The organism is Kitasatospora sp. NPDC056181, assembly GCF_042266225.1.
GTDB lineage: Bacteria > Actinomycetota > Actinomycetes > Streptomycetales > Streptomycetaceae > Kitasatospora.
Genome location: NZ_JBHJUK010000044.1, coordinates 1 through 16987 on the forward strand (window position 1 = coordinate 1; position 16987 = coordinate 16987).

Genomic DNA, 16987 nt, shown 5'->3' on the forward strand with positions numbered 1-16987 from the left:
ACCCGCGGGGGGGCCCGGGGCGGTCTGGGGGGGGGGGGCCCGGGGCCGGGGGACGGCGGGCCCCGGGGCCCTCTCGGTCACCCCGGTTCTCCCTGTCCGATCCCCGGGGTGAGGGGGGACAGTGGTCTGACGGAGGTGTCGGTGCTACACCGGCTCAACGGTTCGGCGGGGCCGAAGCGGAGCGGCTTAGTACCAGTGGTGGGTCTGCCAGAACGACCAGGCGGCGTTCGGGCTGCCGTAGCGGGAGTTCATGTAGTCCAGCGCCCACTTGATCTGGGTGGTCGGGTTGGTCCTCCAGTCCGCACCGGCCGAGGCCATCTTGGAGCCCGGCAGCGCCTGGGCCAGGCCGTACGCGCCCGAGCTCGGGTTGGTCGCGGTCACGTTCCAGCTCGACTCGTGGGAGATGATCTGGCTGAACGAGGCGAGCTGGTTGGCCGGCACGATCTGGGCGGCGATGGTCTGCGGGGAGGCGGTCGCGGCCGAGGCGGCGGCGGGCATCAGGCCGGCGCCCAGGGCGGTCAGACCGGCGGCGCCGGCAAGAAGTGCAGCAGAGGTACGCATACGGAGCTTGAAAGCGGGCATGAAGAGAAAGACCTCAATCGGGTTGGGCCGTTGTCACGCCCCGCCTCGACCAGTGGCCGGACAGGGGCCGAACGGTCGCGGGGCGTGACTCGGCAGTTAGCCGCTTTCCCGGCGGGACAGGTGCCGGGGCGGCTGACGACTGAGCCATTGTTGCCAGACCGGATCGGCCGCCGCCAAGACCCCCTGTTTACGATCCACCGTCGTAGCGAGGGTGCGTGCCGTGGAATCGAAGGCCCGCCGTGGCGGCTGTCATCGTGCCCACTGACCTGGGCGAACGCGCCCGCCAGAGGTTCCGGCTGCCCGCCGCCAGGTGCCCACTACCGACCGTCGTGGCGGTGGTTCGCGTGTGAGCGCACTCACCGGCCGCCCACCGGGGGCCGTCACCGACCGCCCGGTGGGCGCCACTGCGTGTACAGACGATCTGAGAGCGGCGCCACACGCCGACCGGAGCGCGCCGCCGCCGCGGCTTCCCGCGCGGACGTCGACCGCGTGACCGCCGTGGCTTCGCGGACGGACGTCGACCGTGTCGCCGCCGCGGCTTCGCAGGCCGACGTCCCGGCGGGGGCTCAGGACGTCGGGACGGGGTCCACCTCGACGTCCGGGCGGACGTGCAGGTCCAGCCCGCGCACCCCCGCCGCCTCCACGCCCGGCAGCAGCCGCATGTCGTGGTCGTAGTCGCCCCCGACGAGCGGGCGGAACGGGACGGGCTCGTCCGTGAAGAGGCCGTCGAGCCGTCGTGCGTACGCGCGCCGCGCCGCCGCGAACCGCTCCCCGGGCAGCTCGTTCGCGTCGTACACCCCGAACGGTTCCAGCGGCGCCATCCCGGCGAACCAGAACAGGCCGTGCTGGAGCGGGTGGAGGACGTCCGCCAGCGGTCCGTGGATCCCCCGGTCGGAGAAGGCGGTCGGGCGGGCGCCCATCGTGGCCGACACCAGGGCCCGCCGGCCCGCCAGCGCGCCCTCGCTGTAGGGCGGCGGGAGGGCCGGGCCGTAGCCGAAGCCCGAGGTGAACACCCGGTCGATCCAGCCCTTCATGATCGCGGGGACCGAGAACCACCACATCGGGAACTGCAGGATCACCGCGTCCGACCAGAGCACCTTCTCCTGCTCCGCCGCGATCTCCGGCGCCAGCCGGCCCGCCAGCGTGGCCCGCTCCGAGGCGGCCATCACCGCGAGCCGCTCGTCCGCGGGGTGCTCCGGGAAGTCGTCGGCGTCCACCGTCGCCTTCCACTTCATCGCGTAGAGGTCGGACACCTGCACCTCGTGCCCGGCCGCGCGCAGGTGCTCCGCGGCGAAGGCGGTGAGGGAGGTGTTCAGCGAACGGGGGTCCGGGTGGGCACTGACGATCAGGATCTTCTTCCGCGGCTGCGGCGTGGCATCGGTCATGCCGACCACACTCTCCCGGGCGCCGCCGGGCAGCCAGGACCCTGCTCGGCCGTCGGACCGGTGGTCCTGGTACTGCGAGGGCCACCCACACTTCTCCTGCGAGGGCCACCCCATACTTGATCGCATGAACGGGGTGGACGGCATCGGGCGCGCAGCAGGCACGGACAGGACGAACGGGACCGGGGGAACCGGCACGACCGGGGGTACCGGTAGGACTGCCGGGACCGGAACGACTGCCGGGACCGGTGGGACCGGTGGGACCGGTGGGACCGGTGGGACCGGTAGGACCGGCGGGACCGGCGGGATCGACGGGGTCGGAGACACCCGGCGGGCGCTCGGCGGCTTCCTGCGCGCCCGCCGTGGCCGTGTCGCGCCGGAGCACGTCGGGCTCGCCGGTGGCCGGCACCGGCGGGTGCGCGGGCTGCGCCGCGAGGAGCTGGCCCAGCTCGCCGGGATCAGCGTCGACTACTACGTGCGCCTCGAACAGGGCCGGGCCACCCAGCCGTCCCCCGAGGTGGTCGACGCGCTCGCCCGGGCGCTCGGCCTCGACGCGGCGGAACGCGGGCACCTCATCACCCTGGCCTGCGCCAGACAGGGCAGCGCGCCCCGGGTGACGGCCAGCCCGTTGCTCCAGCGGCTGTTGGACACGATGGCCCCTTTCCCCGCCTTCGCGACCGACCACCGCCTCGACGTGGTCGCGTGGAACGCCCTCGGTGCGGAACTGCTCGGCGGCCTCGCCGACCCGGCCCGTCGCGACCGCAACAACGCCGCCTTCCTCTTCCTGGACCGGGCCTCCCGCGATGTCCACCCCGACTGGGAGGACCGGGCGAGCGAGGCCGTCGGCCAGCTGCGGGTCGCCGCTGGCCGCTACCCGGACGACCCCGCGCTGGCCGCACTGATCACCGGACTGTCCGACCGCAGCGCCGACTTCCGACGGATCTGGGCCACCGGCGAGATCGTGATGTGCTCGGCGGGGCGCAAGAGCCTGCGGCACCCGGTGACCGGACCGCTGACCCTGGACTTCGAAACGCTGCACGTGCCGGCCGAGCCCGGTGAGACGGGGCTGGTGGTGCACGTCTTCAGCGCCGGGGAGGGCACCCCGGAGGCCGCCGCCCTGGACCGGCTGGCCGCGACGCTCGTCCCCGTTCCCGGCGTCCCGGTCGTTTCCGGTGTCCCGGCCGTGTCCGGCGCTCCGGATGCGCCCCGGGTCCCGGCCGTTCCCCGGGTCCCGGCCGGTCGGCGGGACTGACCCGACCGGCCGGGACGGGAGGCAGGGGCCGGCCGCCGCCCGGTTGACGACGGGGACGTCCCCGCAACGCTCTCGGGGATGCGGAATCCTGTTGCCTGCCAGGGCGGCCGTGGACGACGCTTCCGGCATGGAACATCCCCAGCAGGTGATCGAACTGGACGGCTTCACGCTGCGCGCGTTCAACGGCGAGGCGGACCTTCCGGAGTTCCTCCGGGTCGTCGAGGAGTCGCTGGAGCACCTGCGCCCGTGGATGGGCTGGGTGGCGGAGCACAGCGAGGCGAACACCCGCGCCTTCCTGGTGAACCGCGCCGAGCGGTGGGCGCGTGGTCAGGACTACAGCTACGCGATCGTGTCGGACGGGGACATCGTCGGCGTCTGCGGGCTGTTCCGCAGCGCCGACGACGCGGACGGCGGCCGCGAGATCGGCTACTGGCTGCACCCCGCCGCCACCGGCCGGGGCCTGGTCACGCGGGCGGTCCGCGAGCTCGTCGACCAGGCCTTCCGCCTGCCCGGCGTCGAGTTCGTCGAGGTCGTGCACGACCCGGCCAACCTCGCCAGCGGTGCCGTCCCGGCCCGCCTCGGCTTCACCGAGCACCTCCGCAGGCCCCGTGAGCGCTTGGCCCCCGCCGAGACCGGCGAGGAACAGATCTGGCGGCTGACCCGTCGCCGGGCGAAGGCCCTCGCCGCCGCCGAGGCCGGCTGACGGGTACGGGCGGTCGCGGTGGCGGATCCACCGCGCGTGGCATCCGTCGGCGGGTGCCGACCGGTGGGTTTCGACCGGTCGACGCAGCTCGGCCAACGCAACCTGGCCAAAGCAGCTCGGCCGGTGCCCTCCGGCCGGTGCCCTCCGGTCGGCGCCGACCGGCCGCGGCCGACCCGGGCCGGCCGCTTGTGCAGCAGGCGAACTGCCAGGAGCCGCGCCGCCCGCCGGTCGGCCGCGGGGTCACGCCAGCCGCGGGGTCACGCCAGGGACGTCCGGCTGGCCAGCGCGTCGCCCAGGCGCCGGTGGCGGCCGGCCCGGGCGGCGAGCCGCTCCGCCTCGGGAAGGGCGGTGAGGGCGCCGAGCGCCGTGCCGACCGCCCGCCCCAGCCGGTCGCAGAAGGCGGCCGGCTCCTCGGCCGCGTCCGGCCGTTCGGGCACGACGACGTCGACCAGGCCGACGTCTGCCAGGTCGTACGCACCGATGCCCTGGGAGCGGGCCAGCTCCGCGGCGTGCGCGCCGTCGCGGTGGACGATCGCGGAGGCGCCCTCGGGCGGCAGCGGTGCGAGCCAGGCGCGTTCGGCGGCGAGCACCCGGTCGGCGGGCAGCAGGGCGAGCGCGCCGCCGCCGGATCCCTGGCCGAGCAGGACCGCGAGGACGGGTGTGCGCAGGGCGAGCAGCGTGGTGAGGCAGTGCGCGATTTCGACGGCGATGCCGTCCAGCTCGGCCTGCGCGGAGAGTTCGGCACCGGCCGTGTCGACCACCGTGACCAGTGGCAGCCCGAGCTGTTCGGCGAGCCGGGCGCTGCGCCGGACGGCCCGCAGGTCGGCGGCGGTGAACGGGCGCTCCCGGTCCGGCTCCTGCCGCTGCTGGCCGATCACCAGCGCCGGCCGGCCGTGCAGCACGGCGAGCGCCCGCACCAGCGCGCCGTCCCGGCCGCCGGGGGAGTCCAGCAGGACCAGCTCCTCGGCGGTGCGGCGCAGCAGCTCGCGCGTCCCCGGCCGGTCGGGGCGGCGGGTGCTGCGGACGGCCTCCCACGCGTCGGGACGGGTCCCGGGCCCGGCCGGCGGCGGCTCGGCCGCGGTCGGTTCCGAGCCGGACCTGGAGTCGAAGCCCGAGCCGGCGCCCGAGGCCGCTGTCGGCTCCGGGCCAACGCCAAGGTCAAGATCAAGGCCAAGGTCAAAGCCGTCCGCCCGGGGCTCCGCGGTCGTCGCGCCGAGGGCCAGCACGGCCAGCGCGCGCCGCAGCACCTCGCGCAGCTCCTCCGGTGGGACCACCGCGTCCACCAGGCCGCGCGCGGCCAGCGTCTCGGCGCGCTGCACGTCCGCGGGCAGTTCCACGCCGCGCAGTTCCTCGTACACCCGCGGGCCCAGGAACCCGAGCCGGGCGCCCGGCTCGGCGAAGACCAGCTGCCCGAGCGTGCCCCAGGAGGCGAACACCCCGCCCATGGTGGGGTTGCGCAGGTAGGTGAGGTACGGCAGTCCGGCCGCGCGGTGGGCCTGGACAGCGGCGGTGATCCGGAGCATGCAGAGGAAGGCCGCCGAGCCCTCCTGCATCCGCGTCCCGCCCGACACCGGCAGGGCGACCAGCGGCAGTCGTCCGGCGGTCGCCCGCTCCACGGCCCGGGTGATCCGTTCGGCCGTGGCCACGCCGATCGACCCGCCGAGGAAGCCGAACTCGGAAGCCACCAGCGCCACCGCCCGGCCGCCGATCCGTCCGGTCCCGGTGACGACCGCCTCGTCCGTTCCGGTCCGCTCGCGCGCCCGGGCCAGCGCCGCCCGGTAGCCGGCCTCGGCGGGCTCCGGGCCGAGCGGCTCGTCCCAGCTCGTGAAGGTGCCGGGATCGACGAGCAGTCCGAGCAGTTGGCGTGCCGTCAGAGAAGTTCCCGTACCCAAGGTCCCACCCCGTCACCCGAGCCGCCCGCACCGTCAAGATCCACCCTACGCAGCGATGGCGGGCCCGTCCCGGTCCGACGTGCGGATGTGAGCAGGCCGACAGCCTCGGGGGAGCCGGGAAAACCCCGTCGCCGCCGGGGCGGGCCTTCGGCATGATGGCGGCCGTGGACACCGCGACGCTCATCGAGACCTGGACCCGCCTCATCGACCACCCTGCCAAGTCGCTGGTGCTGTTCGAGCACGGCACCTGCGTGGTGCTGACCGGGGCGGCCGACTCCGAGGACCTCGCGGCGCGGGCGACCGCGCTGCTCGCCGAGGCGGGACCGGTCCATCCGGGCTCCCCCGCGGGGGACTTCGGCGTGATCGACCTCGGGGAGGCCGGTGGCTGGGTCGTCACCGGCGACCACCCGGACGTCCTCACCTACGTCGGGCCGGCCGAGCCGGGGGACGGCTCGGTGCTCGCGGTCGGCATGTACGGGCGGGGCAGGCGTCACCAGGACGGTACCGGCCTGCGGGTCGTCCACGTCGAGGACCGGCGGGGCGCCGCCGGACCGGCATGAGCGCCCGCGTGGACCGGGAACACCCGCTCGTCCGGGAGGTCTTCCCCGCCTTCGCCCGCGAGTTGACGGCCCTGTTGGAGGCGGAGGGTGAGCGCGACCTGGCGCTCGTGGCCCGGGATCTCCGCCTGGTTGCGGAGTGCGGTTGCGGCGACGGCTTCTGCCAGAGCTTCGCGACCGCGCCGCACCCGAAGGGGCAGCCGTTCGGTGCCGGCCACCGGTGCGTGCCGCTCCCCGCCGAGGAGGGGCTGCTCGCCCTGGACGTGATGGACGGGCGGATCATGTATGTCGAGGTGGTCGACCGGGCGCCGCTGCGGGGCGGGCAGGGGCACCCGGACTGAGCCGCCGGGCCTCACCCGTGGGCGGCAGCCGGCTCCGGCCACCGGGGCCCGCCGTCGCGGAGGCGCTCGTCGTCCGCCCGCCGTCCGTCAGCCCGCCGTCCGTCCGCCCGGACGCCGTGCGCCCGCTCGTCGTACACCGCGACGCCGCAAGCCGGGATGCCGCACGCCTGCACCTCCCGTACCGCGACGCCGCAAGCCGGGGCACCACACCCCCGCACCTCCTGCACCTCCCGCACCGGGACACCGCAAGCCGCGACGCCGCACGCCCGGTCGTAGCGTTCGGCGACCAGGCGGGCGAGGGCGTCGTGGGTGCCGAGCGGGTCGCTGGTCCAGCGGGCGGGCGTGGCGGCGGCCCGGTCGGCGAAGAAGCCCGGGCCGAGGAGGTAGGTGGCGACGGCGACCCGGCGGTGTCCGGCGGCGTGCAGGGCCTCGACCGCCTCGTGCGGGGTCGGGCGGGCCGCGGACAGGTAGGCGGGGACGACGGGGCGCCCGTCGCCCAGGCGTGCGGCGAGCAGGCGGGCCGTGCGGCGGGTGTCGGCGGCGGCCGCCGGGTCGGAGGAGCCGGCCGCGGCGAGCACCACCGGGCCGGCGCCGGGGGGACGGCCGCTCCCGGCGAGCCGGTCGGCGAGGACGGCGGCCAGCAGCGGGTCGGGGCCGAGCGGGGGCGCGAGCCGGACGTGCGGCAGCCGGGCGGCGGCCAGTGCGCCGGGGATGTCCACCCGGAGGTGGTAGCCGGTGCCGAGGAGCAGCGGCACGAGGACGGCCGGTTCGCCCTCGGACAGCCGGGCCAGCGCCTCGGGCAGGGACGGTGCGGCGAGGTCCAGGAAGCAGCAGCGGACGTCCAGTTCGGGGCGGAGCACGCGCACCCGCTCCAGCAGCTCGCGCGTCGCGGCGACCCCGGCCGGGTTCCGGCTGCCGTGCGCGACGGCGAGCAGCACCGGACGGTCGGCGGTACGCGCGAACCCGCCCATCAGCCCGCCGCCAGGCGGTAGCCGCGCTTGGGCACCGTCCGGATCAGCCCGCCGTGCGGGCCCAACGCCGCCCGCAGCCGCCCGACCGCCGCCTCGACGGCGTGCTCGTCCGCCGTCGCGTCGGCCCAGGCGGTGCGGAGCAGTTCGGCGCGGCTGAGCACCCGGCCCGGCCGTTCGGCGAGGGCCCGCAGGACGGCCGCCCCGCGCGGGCTGAGCCAGTGGCTCCGGCCGTCGACCATCACGGCGTTGCCCTGGAGGGTGAGCGTCCGCCCGGCGACGGTGACGTCCTGGCGGCCGCGGCCGGGCAGGGTCTCGGCGAGGAGACGGACCAGCGAACCGAGCCGGCCGCGCTCGGGGAAGACCACGGGCAGGCCGAGCTCGGCGAACGGCCGGGCACAGAGCACACCGACGCAGACGGGAAGGACGTCGCCCCGCAGCGCCTCCAGCAGGGGCTCGCGCAGGCCCTCGGCGGTGGCCGTCTCCACGAACGCGGTGACCGCGGGGGCGCTGGTGAAGGTGAGCGCGTGGACCTGGCGCCGGACGGTCTGCTCGACCAGCCGCCGCACCGGCGCCGGGTCGTCCGGCGGCTCCCAGCGGTAGACGGGGACGGAGATCACCTCGGCGCCGCGTTCGCGCAGCGCGGCCGCGAAGGCGTCCAGCCGGATGCCGTGCTCCTGGACGGCGATCCGGCGGCCGGCCAGCGGGCGGGCCAGCAGCCAGGTGAGCAGCTCGTCGGTGGCCTCGGTGTCGGGGGAGAAACCCTCGCCGAGGCCGCTGGCCCGGACCGCGCCGGTGGCCTTGGGGCCGCGGCTGAGCACCACCGCGTCCCGGCAGGCGTCGGCGAGGGCGGCGCCGCGGCCCCAGCCCTCGGCGGCGCTCATCCAGCCGCGCCAGCCGACGCCGGTGGTGGCGACCACGTAGTCGAGCGGTGCGGCCAGGCAGCGTTCGGTGGCCTGGCGCAGGGCCAGGTCGTCGGCGAGCGGGGTGATGCGCAGCACCGGAGCCTCGACCACCTGGGCGCCGCGCCGGGTGAGCAGGGCGACCAGCTCGTCGCGGCGGCGCGCGGCGGTGACCCCGATGGTGAAGCCGGTGAGGGGCCCGGGCTGCCCGCTGGGACGCGGGCCGGTGGGGGTGGGGGAGGGTGCCATGGCCGCAAGGGTGCGACGGCCGCGTTACGTGGGGATTGCCCGCCCGTCACCTGCGCGTTAGCGAATCCGCCCGCCCGGTTACGGCTGATGTCCTGCCGCGCACCCCGCCCCCGCGGCGGCGTGAGCGACGCGTACCGCGCGCGCAACACGGGGGACCCGGTGGCGAAACGATCAGCGGTCAGATTCATCGGCATGACGACGACCACCGACACCCACTGCCCGTACTGCTCGTTGCAGTGCGGCATGCGGCTGCGCACCGGACCCGAGGTGGGTGCGGCCGGGGCCGAGGTGCTGGAGCGGCCCGGCTTCCCCGTCAACCGCGGCGCGCTCTGCGGCAAGGGCCGTTCGGCGCCCGCGCTGCTGGCGCGGGACGTCCGCCTGACCGGGCCGCTGCTGCGCGACCGGCCGGGCGGGCCGCTGCGGTCGGCGGGCTGGCCGGAGGCGCTGGACCGGGTGGCCGAGGGCCTGGCCGGGGTCCGCGAGCGCCACGGCGCGGACGCCGTCGGGGTGTTCGGCGGGGGCGGGCTGACCAACGAGAAGGCCTACCAGCTCGGCAAGTTCGCCCGGGTCGTGCTGCGCACCGCCAACATCGACTACAACGGCCGGTTCTGCATGTCGTCGGCGGCGGCCGCGCACCGCAGGGCGTTCGGGCTGGACCGCGGGCTGCCGTTCCCGCTGGAGGACATCCCGCACACCGACTGCCTGATCCTGGTCGGCGCGAACCCGGCCGAGACGATGCCGCCCGCGCTCCGCTACTTCCGCGAACTCCGCGAGAACGGCGGCACGTTGATCGTGGTCGACCCGCGCCGCACCCGGACGGCGGCCGAGGCCGACCTGCACCTCCAGCCCCGGCCCGGCGGCGACCTCGCGCTCGCGCTCGGCCTGCTCCACCTGGTCATCGCCGACGGCCTGGTGGACGAGGAGTTCGTCGCCGCAAGGACCACCGGCTTCGACCGGGCCCGCGCCGCCGCGATGGCGCACTGGCCCGACCGGGTGGAGCGGCTCACCGGCGTCCCGGTGGCCCGGCTGCGGGAGGCCGCCGCGCTGTTCGGCCGTGCGGCGACCGGCATGGTGCTGACCGCACGCGGCCCGGAGCAGCAGAGCAAGGGGACGGACACCGTCGGCGCCTGGATCGACCTCTGCCTGGCCACCGGCAAGGCCGGCCGGCCCCGCTCCGGCTACGGCTGCCTGACCGGCCAGGGAAACGGCCAGGGCGGCCGCGAGCACGGCCAGAAGGCCGACCAGCTCCCCGGCTACCGCTCGATCGAGGACCCGGCGGCCCGGGCGCACGTGGCCGGCGTCTGGGGCGTCGACCCGGAGACGCTGCCCGGCGCGGGCCGCTCCGCCTACGAGCTGCTGGACGGGCTCGGGCAGCCCGGCGGTGTGCGGGCGCTGCTGCTGGCGGGCTCCAACCCGGTGGTCTCCGCGCCGAACGCGGGCCATGTCGCCGGCCGGCTGCGGGCGTTGGACCTGCTGGTCGTCGCCGACCCGGTGCTCTCCGAGACCGCCCGGCTGGCGGACGTCGTGCTCCCGGTCACCCAGTGGGCGGAGGAGGACGGCACCACCACCAACCTGGAGGGCCGCGTCATCCTCCGCCGTCGCGCGCTGGACCCGCCCGAGGGGGTGCGCAGCGAGCTCTGGGTGCTGCGCGAACTCGCCGCCCGGCTGGGCGTGGTGGACGGTTTCCCGGCCGAGGCCGAGCCGGTCTTCGACGAGCTGCGCCGCGCCTCGGCCGGCGGTGACGCGGACTACGCGGGCATCAGCTACCGGCGGATCGCGGCGGAGGACGGCGTCTTCTGGCCCTGCCCGGACACGGCGCACCCGGGCACGCCCCGGCTCTTCCTGGACCGGTTCGCCACCCCCGACGGCCGCGCCCGGTTCGCCGGAGTCACCCACCGCCCGGCGGCCGAGGAGCCGGACCGCGACTACCCGCTGTACCTGACCACCGGCCGGGTGCTCGCCCAGTACCAGAGCGGCGCGCAGACCCGGCGGGTGCCGGAGCTGAACGCCGCCGCGCCGGGACCGTTCGTGGAGCTGCACCCGCGGCTGGCCGCCCGTCTCGCGGTCGGCGAGGGCGAGTTGGTGTCGGTGACCAGCAGGCGCGGCCGGGCGGTGGCGCCGGCCCGGGTCACCGACACGATCCGGCCGGACACCGTCTTCATGCCGTTCCACTGGCCGGGGGCGGGCCGGGCCAACACGCTCACCAACCCGGCGCTCGACCCGGTGTCCCGGATGCCGGAGTTCAAGCTCTGTGCCGTTCGCGTCGAGCGGGCCGAAGGGGAGGCGTCATGAGGACCGCGGAGGACCGCAGGATCGCGGTGGTCGGCGGCGGCATGGCCGCGGCCAGGTTCGCCGAGCGCTACACCGCGCTGGGCGGCGCCGGCCGGGTCACCGTCTACGGCGCCGAGGCCCGCGCCCCGTACAACCGGGTGCTGCTCGCCGACGTGCTCACCGGCCGGTACGACACCGAGGCGATCGCACTGCCGCTGGGCGGGGCCGAGCCGAGGCCCGGCTGCGAGGTGGTGGCGCTCGACACCGTCGGCCGTACGCTCGGCCTCGCCGACGGCACCGTGGAGCCGTGGGACGCGCTGGTGCTCGCCACCGGCTCCAACCCGGTGCTGCCGCCCATCCGCGGCCTGCGCCGTGCGGACGGCAGCGGTCTGACCGAGGGCGTCCACACCCTGCGCACGCTGGACGACTCCGCCCGGCTGGCGGAGGACGCCGTCGGCGCCCGCCGGGCGGTCGTGATCGGCGGCGGGGTGCTCGGGGTGAGCGCCGCCCGGGCGCTGGCGACGCTCGGTGTGCCGGTCGAAGTCGTCCACCAGGGGCCCTATCTGATCGAGCGTCAACTCGACTCGGAGGCCGGCGAGGTGCTGCGGTCCCGGCTGCGGGCCCTCGGGGTCGAGACCTACCCCGGCAACCGGGCCCGCGCACTGCGCGGCGAAGAGCGCGTCACCGGTGTCGAGTTGGCGAGCGGCTACGTCCTGGACTGCGACCTGGTGGTGCTCGCCTGCGGTACCCGCCCGCGGACCGCCCTCGCGCACGCCGCGGGCCTGCCGGTCGCCACCGGGGTGCTGGTCGACGACGCGCTCGCCACCGCCGTACCCGGGGTGCACGCGATCGGCGACTGCGCCGAGCACCGGTCCACCGTCCACGGCCTGGCGCTGCCCGCCTGGGACCAGGCCGACGTTCTGGCGCTGCGCCTGTCCGGCGCCGATCCGGACGCCCGCTACACCGGCTCCCGGCCCCCGGCCCGGCTCAGCACCGGCGGCCTGGAGTACGCGGCCTTCGGCGCCGTGGACGAGACCCTCGACCCCGGCCTCGACGTGCTCCGGCTCACCGACGCGACCCGCGGCAGCTACAAGAAGCTCGTCCTGCGCGGTGACCGGCTGGTCGGCGCCATCCTGCTCGGCGACCTCGCCGGCGTCGACACCCTGGCCGAGGCCTGGCAGCGCGACGACCCGCTCACCGGCCACCCCCTCCACCTGCTCACCTGATTGCCCCGGCCCCGGACGCCCTGCCCCCGACACCCCGGTCCCCGACACCCCGGTCCCCCTGAAGCCCCAGTCCCCTCCGACGCCGCACCACCTCCGACGCCGCACCCCCCTTGACGCCACAACTTCCACCCGCACCCCCCCCGCACGACCCCGAGGAGCATCGCGATGACAGCGCACACGCCCGACCGACCAAGGGACCTCGTCCTCGTCGGCCACGGCATGGTAGGCCAGCGCTTCCTGGAGGCCTTCGCCGAGCAGCCCGGCGCCGGGAGCTGGCGGATCACCGTGCTCGCCGAGGAACCGCGCCCCGCGTACGACCGCGTCCACCTCAGCTCGCTGTTCGACGGCCGTACCGCCGAGGACCTCACGCTCTGCCCGCCCGGCTTCCTCGCCGAGCACGGCATCGACCTGCGCCTCGGCGACCCGGTCACCGCCGTGGACCGCGCTGCCCGCACCGTGACCACCCGGGCCGGCCACCAACTCCGCTACGACGCCCTGGTACTGGCCACCGGTTCGGTCCCGTTCGTGCCGCCCGTCCCCGGCCGGGACGCGGCCGGCTGCCACGTCTACCGCACGATCGAGGACCTGGACGCCATCCGCGCGGACGCCGAGCACGCCAAGACCGGCGTGGTGGTCGGCGGGGGCCTGCTCGGCCTGGAGGCCGCGGGCGCCCTGCGGGCGATGGGCGTCGCCACCCACGTGGTCGAGTTCGCGCCCCGGCTGATGGCCGTCCAGGTCGACGAGGGCGGCGGCGAACTGCTCCAGCGCAAGATCGAGGACCTCGGCGTCACCGTCCACACCGGCGCCGGCGCCAGCGGGGTGGAGACCGCCGCCGACGGCCGGGCCCGCGCGCTCGCCCTCTCCGACGGCCGCGAACTCGCCGCCGACCTGGTGGTGTTCTCGGCCGGCGTCCGCCCCCGCGACCAGCTGGCCCGCGACTGCGAGCTTCCGGTCGGCGCGCGCGGCGGCATCGTGGTGGACGAGCACTGCCGCACCGCCGACCCGGCCGTGCTGGCCATCGGCGAGTGCGCCCAGACCGTGGACGGCCGGGTCTACGGCCTGGTGGCGCCCGGCTACCAGATGGCCGAGACCGCCGCCCGCGCGCTGGCCGGCAGCCCCGGCACCGGCTTCACCGGCGCCGACACCTCCACCAAGCTCAAGCTGCTCGGCGTCGACGTGGCCAGCTTCGGCGACCCGCACGGCACCGCCGAGGGCGCCCTCGACGTGCTGTACAGCGACAGCCGGCTCGGCGTCTACCGCAAGCTCGTGATCGGCGCCGACGGGGCGCTGCTCGGCGGTGTCCTGGTCGGCGACACCGAGGCCTACGGCACCCTGCGGCCGCTGGCCATGGGCGGCAAGCCGCTCACCACGGCGCCCGAACAGCTGGTGCTGCCCGCCGGGTTCGCCGCCGCCGGCCCCGTCGCGCTCCCCGACGACGCGGTGCTCTGCTCCTGCCACAACGTCACCCAGGGCGCCGTCCGGGCCGCCGTCCACGAGCAGGGCTGCGAGTCCGTCGCCGCCGTCAAGAAGTGCACCCGGGCCGGCACCGGCTGCGGCAGCTGCATCAAGCAGCTGACCACCGTCGTCACCGAGGAGCTGGCGGCCAACGGCGTCGCCACCCAGGCCGGCCTCTGCGAGCACTTCCCGCAGACCCGCGCCGAGCTGTACGAGATCGTCCGGGTCACCGGCATCTCCGGATTCTCCGAACTCCTCGACCGCCACGGCCGCGGCGAGGGCTGCGAGGTCTGCAAGCCGACCGTCGCCTCCATCCTGGCCAGCCTCGGCGGCGGTCACATCCTGGACGGCGAGCAGGCCGCGCTCCAGGACTCCAACGACCACTTCCTCGCCAACCTCCAGCGCAACGGCTCCTACTCGGTGGTGCCGCGGGTCCCCGGTGGGGAGATCACCCCCGAGGGCCTGATCACCATCGGCGAGATCGCCCGCGACTACGGCCTCTACACCAAGATCACCGGAGGCCAGCGGATCGACCTCTTCGGCGCCAGCGTGGACCAGCTCCCCGGCATCTGGGGCCGGCTGGTCGACGCCGGCTTCGAATCCGGCCACGCCTACGGCAAGGCGCTGCGCACCGTGAAGTCCTGCGTCGGCGAGACCTGGTGCCGCTACGGCGTGCAGGACTCCGTCGCCCTCGCGATCGAACTGGAGCTGCGCTACCGGGGGCTGCGCTCCCCGCACAAGCTCAAGTCCGCGGTCTCCGGCTGCGCCCGCGAGTGCGCGGAGGCACAGAGCAAGGACTTCGGCATCATCGCCACCTCGGCCGGCTGGAACCTCTACGTCGGCGGCAACGGCGGCATGACGCCCCGTCATGCCGACCTGCTGGCCGCAGACCTGGACCGCGAGACGCTGATCCGCACCATCGACCGCTACCTGATGTTCTACATCCGCACCGCCGACCGCCTGGAACGCACCTCGGTCTGGCTGGACCGGCTGGAGGGCGGCCTGGACCACCTGCGCGCCGTGGTGATCGACGACTCGCTCGGCATCGCCGCCGAGCTCGACGAACTGATGGCACGTCATATCGACGGCTATCAGGACGAATGGGCCGCCACGCTGGCCGACCCCGAACGGCTGCGCCGCTTCGCCTCCTTCGTCAACGCCCCCGGCACCCCCGACCCGGCCGTCACCTTCGTCCCCGAACGCGGCCAGATCCGCCCCGCCCGCCCCGACGAGGACGGGCGCATCCTCACCACCCCCACCCCGGTCCTGGTGGCCGGTCCCCGACTGGAGGTGCTCACCCCGTGACCGTGGAGATCCACGACGGAACCCGCTGGCAGCCCGTCTGCACCCTCGACGACCTGCAACCCGGCCGCGGCGTGGCCGTGCTGCTCGACGGCGCCCAGGTGGCCGTCTTCCGCGACCGGAGCGGCGGCCTGCACGCCGTCGACAACCTCGACCCGTTCAGCGGCGCCCACGTCCTCTCGCGCGGACTGCTCGGCAGCCGCGGCGACCGGCCCACCCTGGCCTCGCCGATGTACAAGCAGGTCTTCGACCTCACCGACGGCCGTTGCCTGGACGAGGACACCGCCCCCGACGGGAGCCCCGCCGTGCTCAGGCTCTGGCCGGTCCGAACGGCAGACCCGACCGCCCGCGCAGCGAAGGAGAGTGCCGCATGAGTGCCGTCGTCGAGACGCAGCCCGCCGGCGGCAGAGCCGGCACCGGCCCGCTCACCCACTGGGACCCGGAGGACGTCGCCTTCTGGGAGCGGACCGGCGCCCGGATCGCCCGCCGCAACCTGGTCTACTCCGTGCTCTCCGAGCACATCGGCTTCTCCGTCTGGAGCCTCTGGTCCGTCCTGGTGCTCTTCCTCGGCCCCGAGTACCACATCGACACCGCCGGCAAGTTCACCCTCACCGCCCTGCCCACCGCCCTCGGCGCCCTGCTGCGCCTGCCGTACACCTTCGCGGTGGCCCGGTTCGGCGGCCGGAACTGGACGGTGGTCAGCGCCCTGCTGCTGCTCGTCCCCACCGCGCTGGCGGCCCTGGTGCTCACCCCCGGCGTCTCCTACGGCACCCTGCTCGCGGTGGCCTGCGTCGCCGGTGTCGGCGGCGGCAACTTCGCCTCCTCGATGGCCAACATCAACGCCTTCTACCCGCACCGCCTCAAGGGCTGGGCGCTCGGCGTCAACGCGGGCGGCGGCAACCTGGGCGTCCCGGCCGTCCAACTGCTCGGCCTGTTCGTCCTGGCCACCGCGGGTGCGGCCCATCCCCGGCTGCTGCCGCTGCTCTACCTGCCGCTGATCGTGCTCGCCGCGACCGGCGCCTGGGCCCGGATGGACAACCTGGCCGCCCCGCCGCGGGGCCAGGGCCGGGCGCTGGGCGAGGTGGCCCGGGACCCGTACGGCTGGGCGGTCTCCACCCTGTACATCGGCACCTTCGGTTCGTTCATCGGCTTCGGCTTCGCCTTCGGCCAGGTGCTCCAGGTGCAGTTCCACGACCGCTTCGACACCCCGGTCAAGGCGGCCGCGCTGACCTTCCTCGGCCCGCTGCTCGGCTCGCTGCTGCGCCCGGTGGGCGGCCGGCTGGCCGACCGCTGGGGCGGCGCCGTGGTCACCCTGTCCACCTTCGTCGCGATGGGCGCCGGGACGGCGGTCGTCCTGGCCGCCTCACGGGCGCACTCGCTGCCGCTCTTCCTCTCCGGCTTCATCGCGCTGTTCGTGCTCAGCGGCATCGGCAACGGCTCGACGTACAAGATGATCCCGGCCCACTACCAGGCCCGGGCCAGGGCCGCCGTGGCGGCCGGAGCCGACCCGGAGGCCGCGGAGTCCGACTCCCGCCGCCGTTCGGCCGCGCTGATCGGACTGGCCGGTGCGGTGGGCGCGTTCGGAGGGGTCCTGGTCAACCTGGCCTTCCGGCAGTCCTTCCTCGCCAGCCACAACGGCGACGCCGCCTACCTGGGCTTCCTGGCGGCGTACCTGTTCTGCTCGGCGCTCACCTGGGTGGTCTGGCTGCGGCCCCGCGCGGCGGGCTGACGGCCCGCTGACGGCCAACTGGCGGCCTACAGACCCTACTGACGACGTACTGGCGACGGGTCGGTGACGGTCGGCCGGGCCCCCGACGCGGCAAACCGTGCCGGGCCCGGCCAGCGGGCGGCCCCCGGCCCCCCACCCCGAACCCCAACCCCCGGTGGCCCGCGACCAGCACAAAC

At 75.7% G+C, this 16987-nt stretch carries 14 protein-coding genes; 9 read left to right on the forward strand and 5 right to left on the reverse strand.

Going from position 1 to position 16987, the window contains the following annotated elements; all coding sequences use genetic code 11:
* Window positions 1-186 precede the first annotated feature (186 nt).
* Window positions 187-561 (reverse strand): transglycosylase SLT domain-containing protein, encoded by a 375-nt coding sequence (locus ACFC1F_RS18450; protein ID WP_245204831.1) that lies wholly within the window; start codon window positions 559-561, stop codon window positions 187-189.
* A gap of 587 nt (window positions 562-1148) precedes the next feature.
* A complete protein-coding gene (locus ACFC1F_RS18455; protein WP_376159483.1) occupies window positions 1149-1967 on the reverse strand; it encodes an NAD(P)H-dependent oxidoreductase in 819 nt (272 codons plus the stop codon).
* Between the two features lie 304 nt (window positions 1968-2271).
* Here ACFC1F_RS18455 and ACFC1F_RS18460 point away from each other — a divergent pair, with 304 nt between their 5' ends.
* Together ACFC1F_RS18460 and ACFC1F_RS18465 are read left to right on the forward strand one after the other, a co-directional pair.
* Window positions 2272-3216: a helix-turn-helix transcriptional regulator gene (locus ACFC1F_RS18460; protein WP_376159565.1), complete on the forward strand. Its 945-nt coding sequence runs from the start codon at window positions 2272-2274 to the stop codon at window positions 3214-3216.
* Window positions 3217-3343: 127 nt separating this feature from the next.
* Window positions 3344-3919, forward strand: a complete 576-nt coding sequence (locus ACFC1F_RS18465) for a GNAT family N-acetyltransferase (protein ID WP_376159485.1) — start codon at window positions 3344-3346, stop codon at window positions 3917-3919.
* A 257-nt stretch (window positions 3920-4176) separates the two neighbouring features.
* Here the strand turns inward: ACFC1F_RS18465 and ACFC1F_RS18470 are convergent, their stop codons facing one another.
* The gene (locus tag ACFC1F_RS18470) at window positions 4177-5811 is read right to left on the reverse strand and encodes a carboxyl transferase domain-containing protein (RefSeq protein WP_376159487.1); all 1635 of its coding nucleotides are present in this window, start codon (window positions 5809-5811) and stop codon (window positions 4177-4179) included.
* Window positions 5812-5966: 155 nt separating this feature from the next.
* On the opposite strand from ACFC1F_RS18470, the gene ACFC1F_RS18475 reads away from it, so the two are divergent.
* Together ACFC1F_RS18475 and ACFC1F_RS18480 are read left to right on the forward strand one after the other, a co-directional pair.
* Window positions 5967-6371, forward strand: coding sequence for a hypothetical protein (locus tag ACFC1F_RS18475; RefSeq protein ID WP_376159567.1), 405 nt, complete (start codon window positions 5967-5969; stop codon window positions 6369-6371).
* Window positions 6372-6379: 8 nt separating this feature from the next.
* Window positions 6380-6709: a hypothetical protein gene (locus tag ACFC1F_RS18480; protein ID WP_376159489.1), complete on the forward strand. Its 330-nt coding sequence runs from the start codon at window positions 6380-6382 to the stop codon at window positions 6707-6709.
* An 11-nt stretch (window positions 6710-6720) separates the two neighbouring features.
* Here ACFC1F_RS18480 and ACFC1F_RS18485 read toward each other — a convergent pair whose 3' ends face one another.
* Window positions 6721-7680, reverse strand: coding sequence for a sirohydrochlorin chelatase (locus tag ACFC1F_RS18485; RefSeq protein WP_376159491.1), 960 nt, complete (start codon window positions 7678-7680; stop codon window positions 6721-6723).
* On the reverse strand, window positions 7680-8828 hold the full coding sequence (locus ACFC1F_RS18490; protein ID WP_209412541.1) for a uroporphyrinogen-III synthase: 1149 nt from the start codon (window positions 8826-8828) through the stop codon (window positions 7680-7682). Before ACFC1F_RS18490 ends, ACFC1F_RS18485 begins: the two co-directional genes overlap by 1 nt.
* Window positions 8829-9020: 192 nt before the next feature.
* Here ACFC1F_RS18490 and ACFC1F_RS18495 point away from each other — a divergent pair, with 192 nt between their 5' ends.
* The 5 genes from ACFC1F_RS18495 to ACFC1F_RS18515 all read left to right on the forward strand — a co-directional run bounded on the left by ACFC1F_RS18495 (window position 9021) and on the right by ACFC1F_RS18515 (window position 16811).
* Complete coding sequence (locus ACFC1F_RS18495) at window positions 9021-11120, forward strand: molybdopterin oxidoreductase family protein (RefSeq protein ID WP_376159493.1); 2100 nt, start codon at window positions 9021-9023, stop codon at window positions 11118-11120.
* A complete protein-coding gene (locus ACFC1F_RS18500) occupies window positions 11117-12325 on the forward strand; it encodes an NAD(P)/FAD-dependent oxidoreductase (RefSeq protein WP_376159495.1) in 1209 nt (402 codons plus the stop codon). Before ACFC1F_RS18495 ends, ACFC1F_RS18500 begins: the two co-directional genes overlap by 4 nt.
* Window positions 12326-12490: 165 nt before the next feature.
* Window positions 12491-15085, forward strand: coding sequence for a nitrite reductase large subunit NirB (gene nirB, locus ACFC1F_RS18505; RefSeq protein WP_376159497.1), 2595 nt, complete (start codon window positions 12491-12493; stop codon window positions 15083-15085).
* Window positions 15082-15456 (forward strand): nitrite reductase small subunit NirD, encoded by a 375-nt coding sequence (gene nirD, locus ACFC1F_RS18510; protein WP_209412537.1) that lies wholly within the window; start codon window positions 15082-15084, stop codon window positions 15454-15456. Before nirB ends, nirD begins: the two co-directional genes overlap by 4 nt.
* Window positions 15453-16811: a NarK/NasA family nitrate transporter gene (locus ACFC1F_RS18515; RefSeq protein ID WP_209412536.1), complete on the forward strand. Its 1359-nt coding sequence runs from the start codon at window positions 15453-15455 to the stop codon at window positions 16809-16811. The genes nirD and ACFC1F_RS18515 overlap by 4 nt, the downstream gene beginning before the upstream one ends.
* The last annotated feature ends 176 nt before the right edge of the window (window positions 16812-16987 follow it).

Coding starts and splice junctions, on each gene's coding strand:
- ACFC1F_RS18475 (WP_376159567.1), top strand. CDS start 5,967: ATGGCGGCCGTGGACACCGCGACGCTCATCGAGACCTGGACCCGCCTC.
- ACFC1F_RS18485 (WP_376159491.1), bottom strand. CDS start 7,680: ATGGGCGGGTTCGCGCGTACCGCCGACCGTCCGGTGCTGCTCGCCGTC.
- ACFC1F_RS18495 (WP_376159493.1), top strand. CDS start 9,021: ATGACGACGACCACCGACACCCACTGCCCGTACTGCTCGTTGCAGTGC.
- ACFC1F_RS18490 (WP_209412541.1), bottom strand. CDS start 8,828: ATGGCACCCTCCCCCACCCCCACCGGCCCGCGTCCCAGCGGGCAGCCC.
- ACFC1F_RS18455 (WP_376159483.1), bottom strand. CDS start 1,967: ATGACCGATGCCACGCCGCAGCCGCGGAAGAAGATCCTGATCGTCAGT.
- nirB (WP_376159497.1), top strand. CDS start 12,491: ATGACAGCGCACACGCCCGACCGACCAAGGGACCTCGTCCTCGTCGGC.
- ACFC1F_RS18450 (WP_245204831.1), bottom strand. CDS start 561: ATGCGTACCTCTGCTGCACTTCTTGCCGGCGCCGCCGGTCTGACCGCC.
- ACFC1F_RS18465 (WP_376159485.1), top strand. CDS start 3,344: ATGGAACATCCCCAGCAGGTGATCGAACTGGACGGCTTCACGCTGCGC.
- ACFC1F_RS18500 (WP_376159495.1), top strand. CDS start 11,117: ATGAGGACCGCGGAGGACCGCAGGATCGCGGTGGTCGGCGGCGGCATG.
- ACFC1F_RS18515 (WP_209412536.1), top strand. CDS start 15,453: ATGAGTGCCGTCGTCGAGACGCAGCCCGCCGGCGGCAGAGCCGGCACC.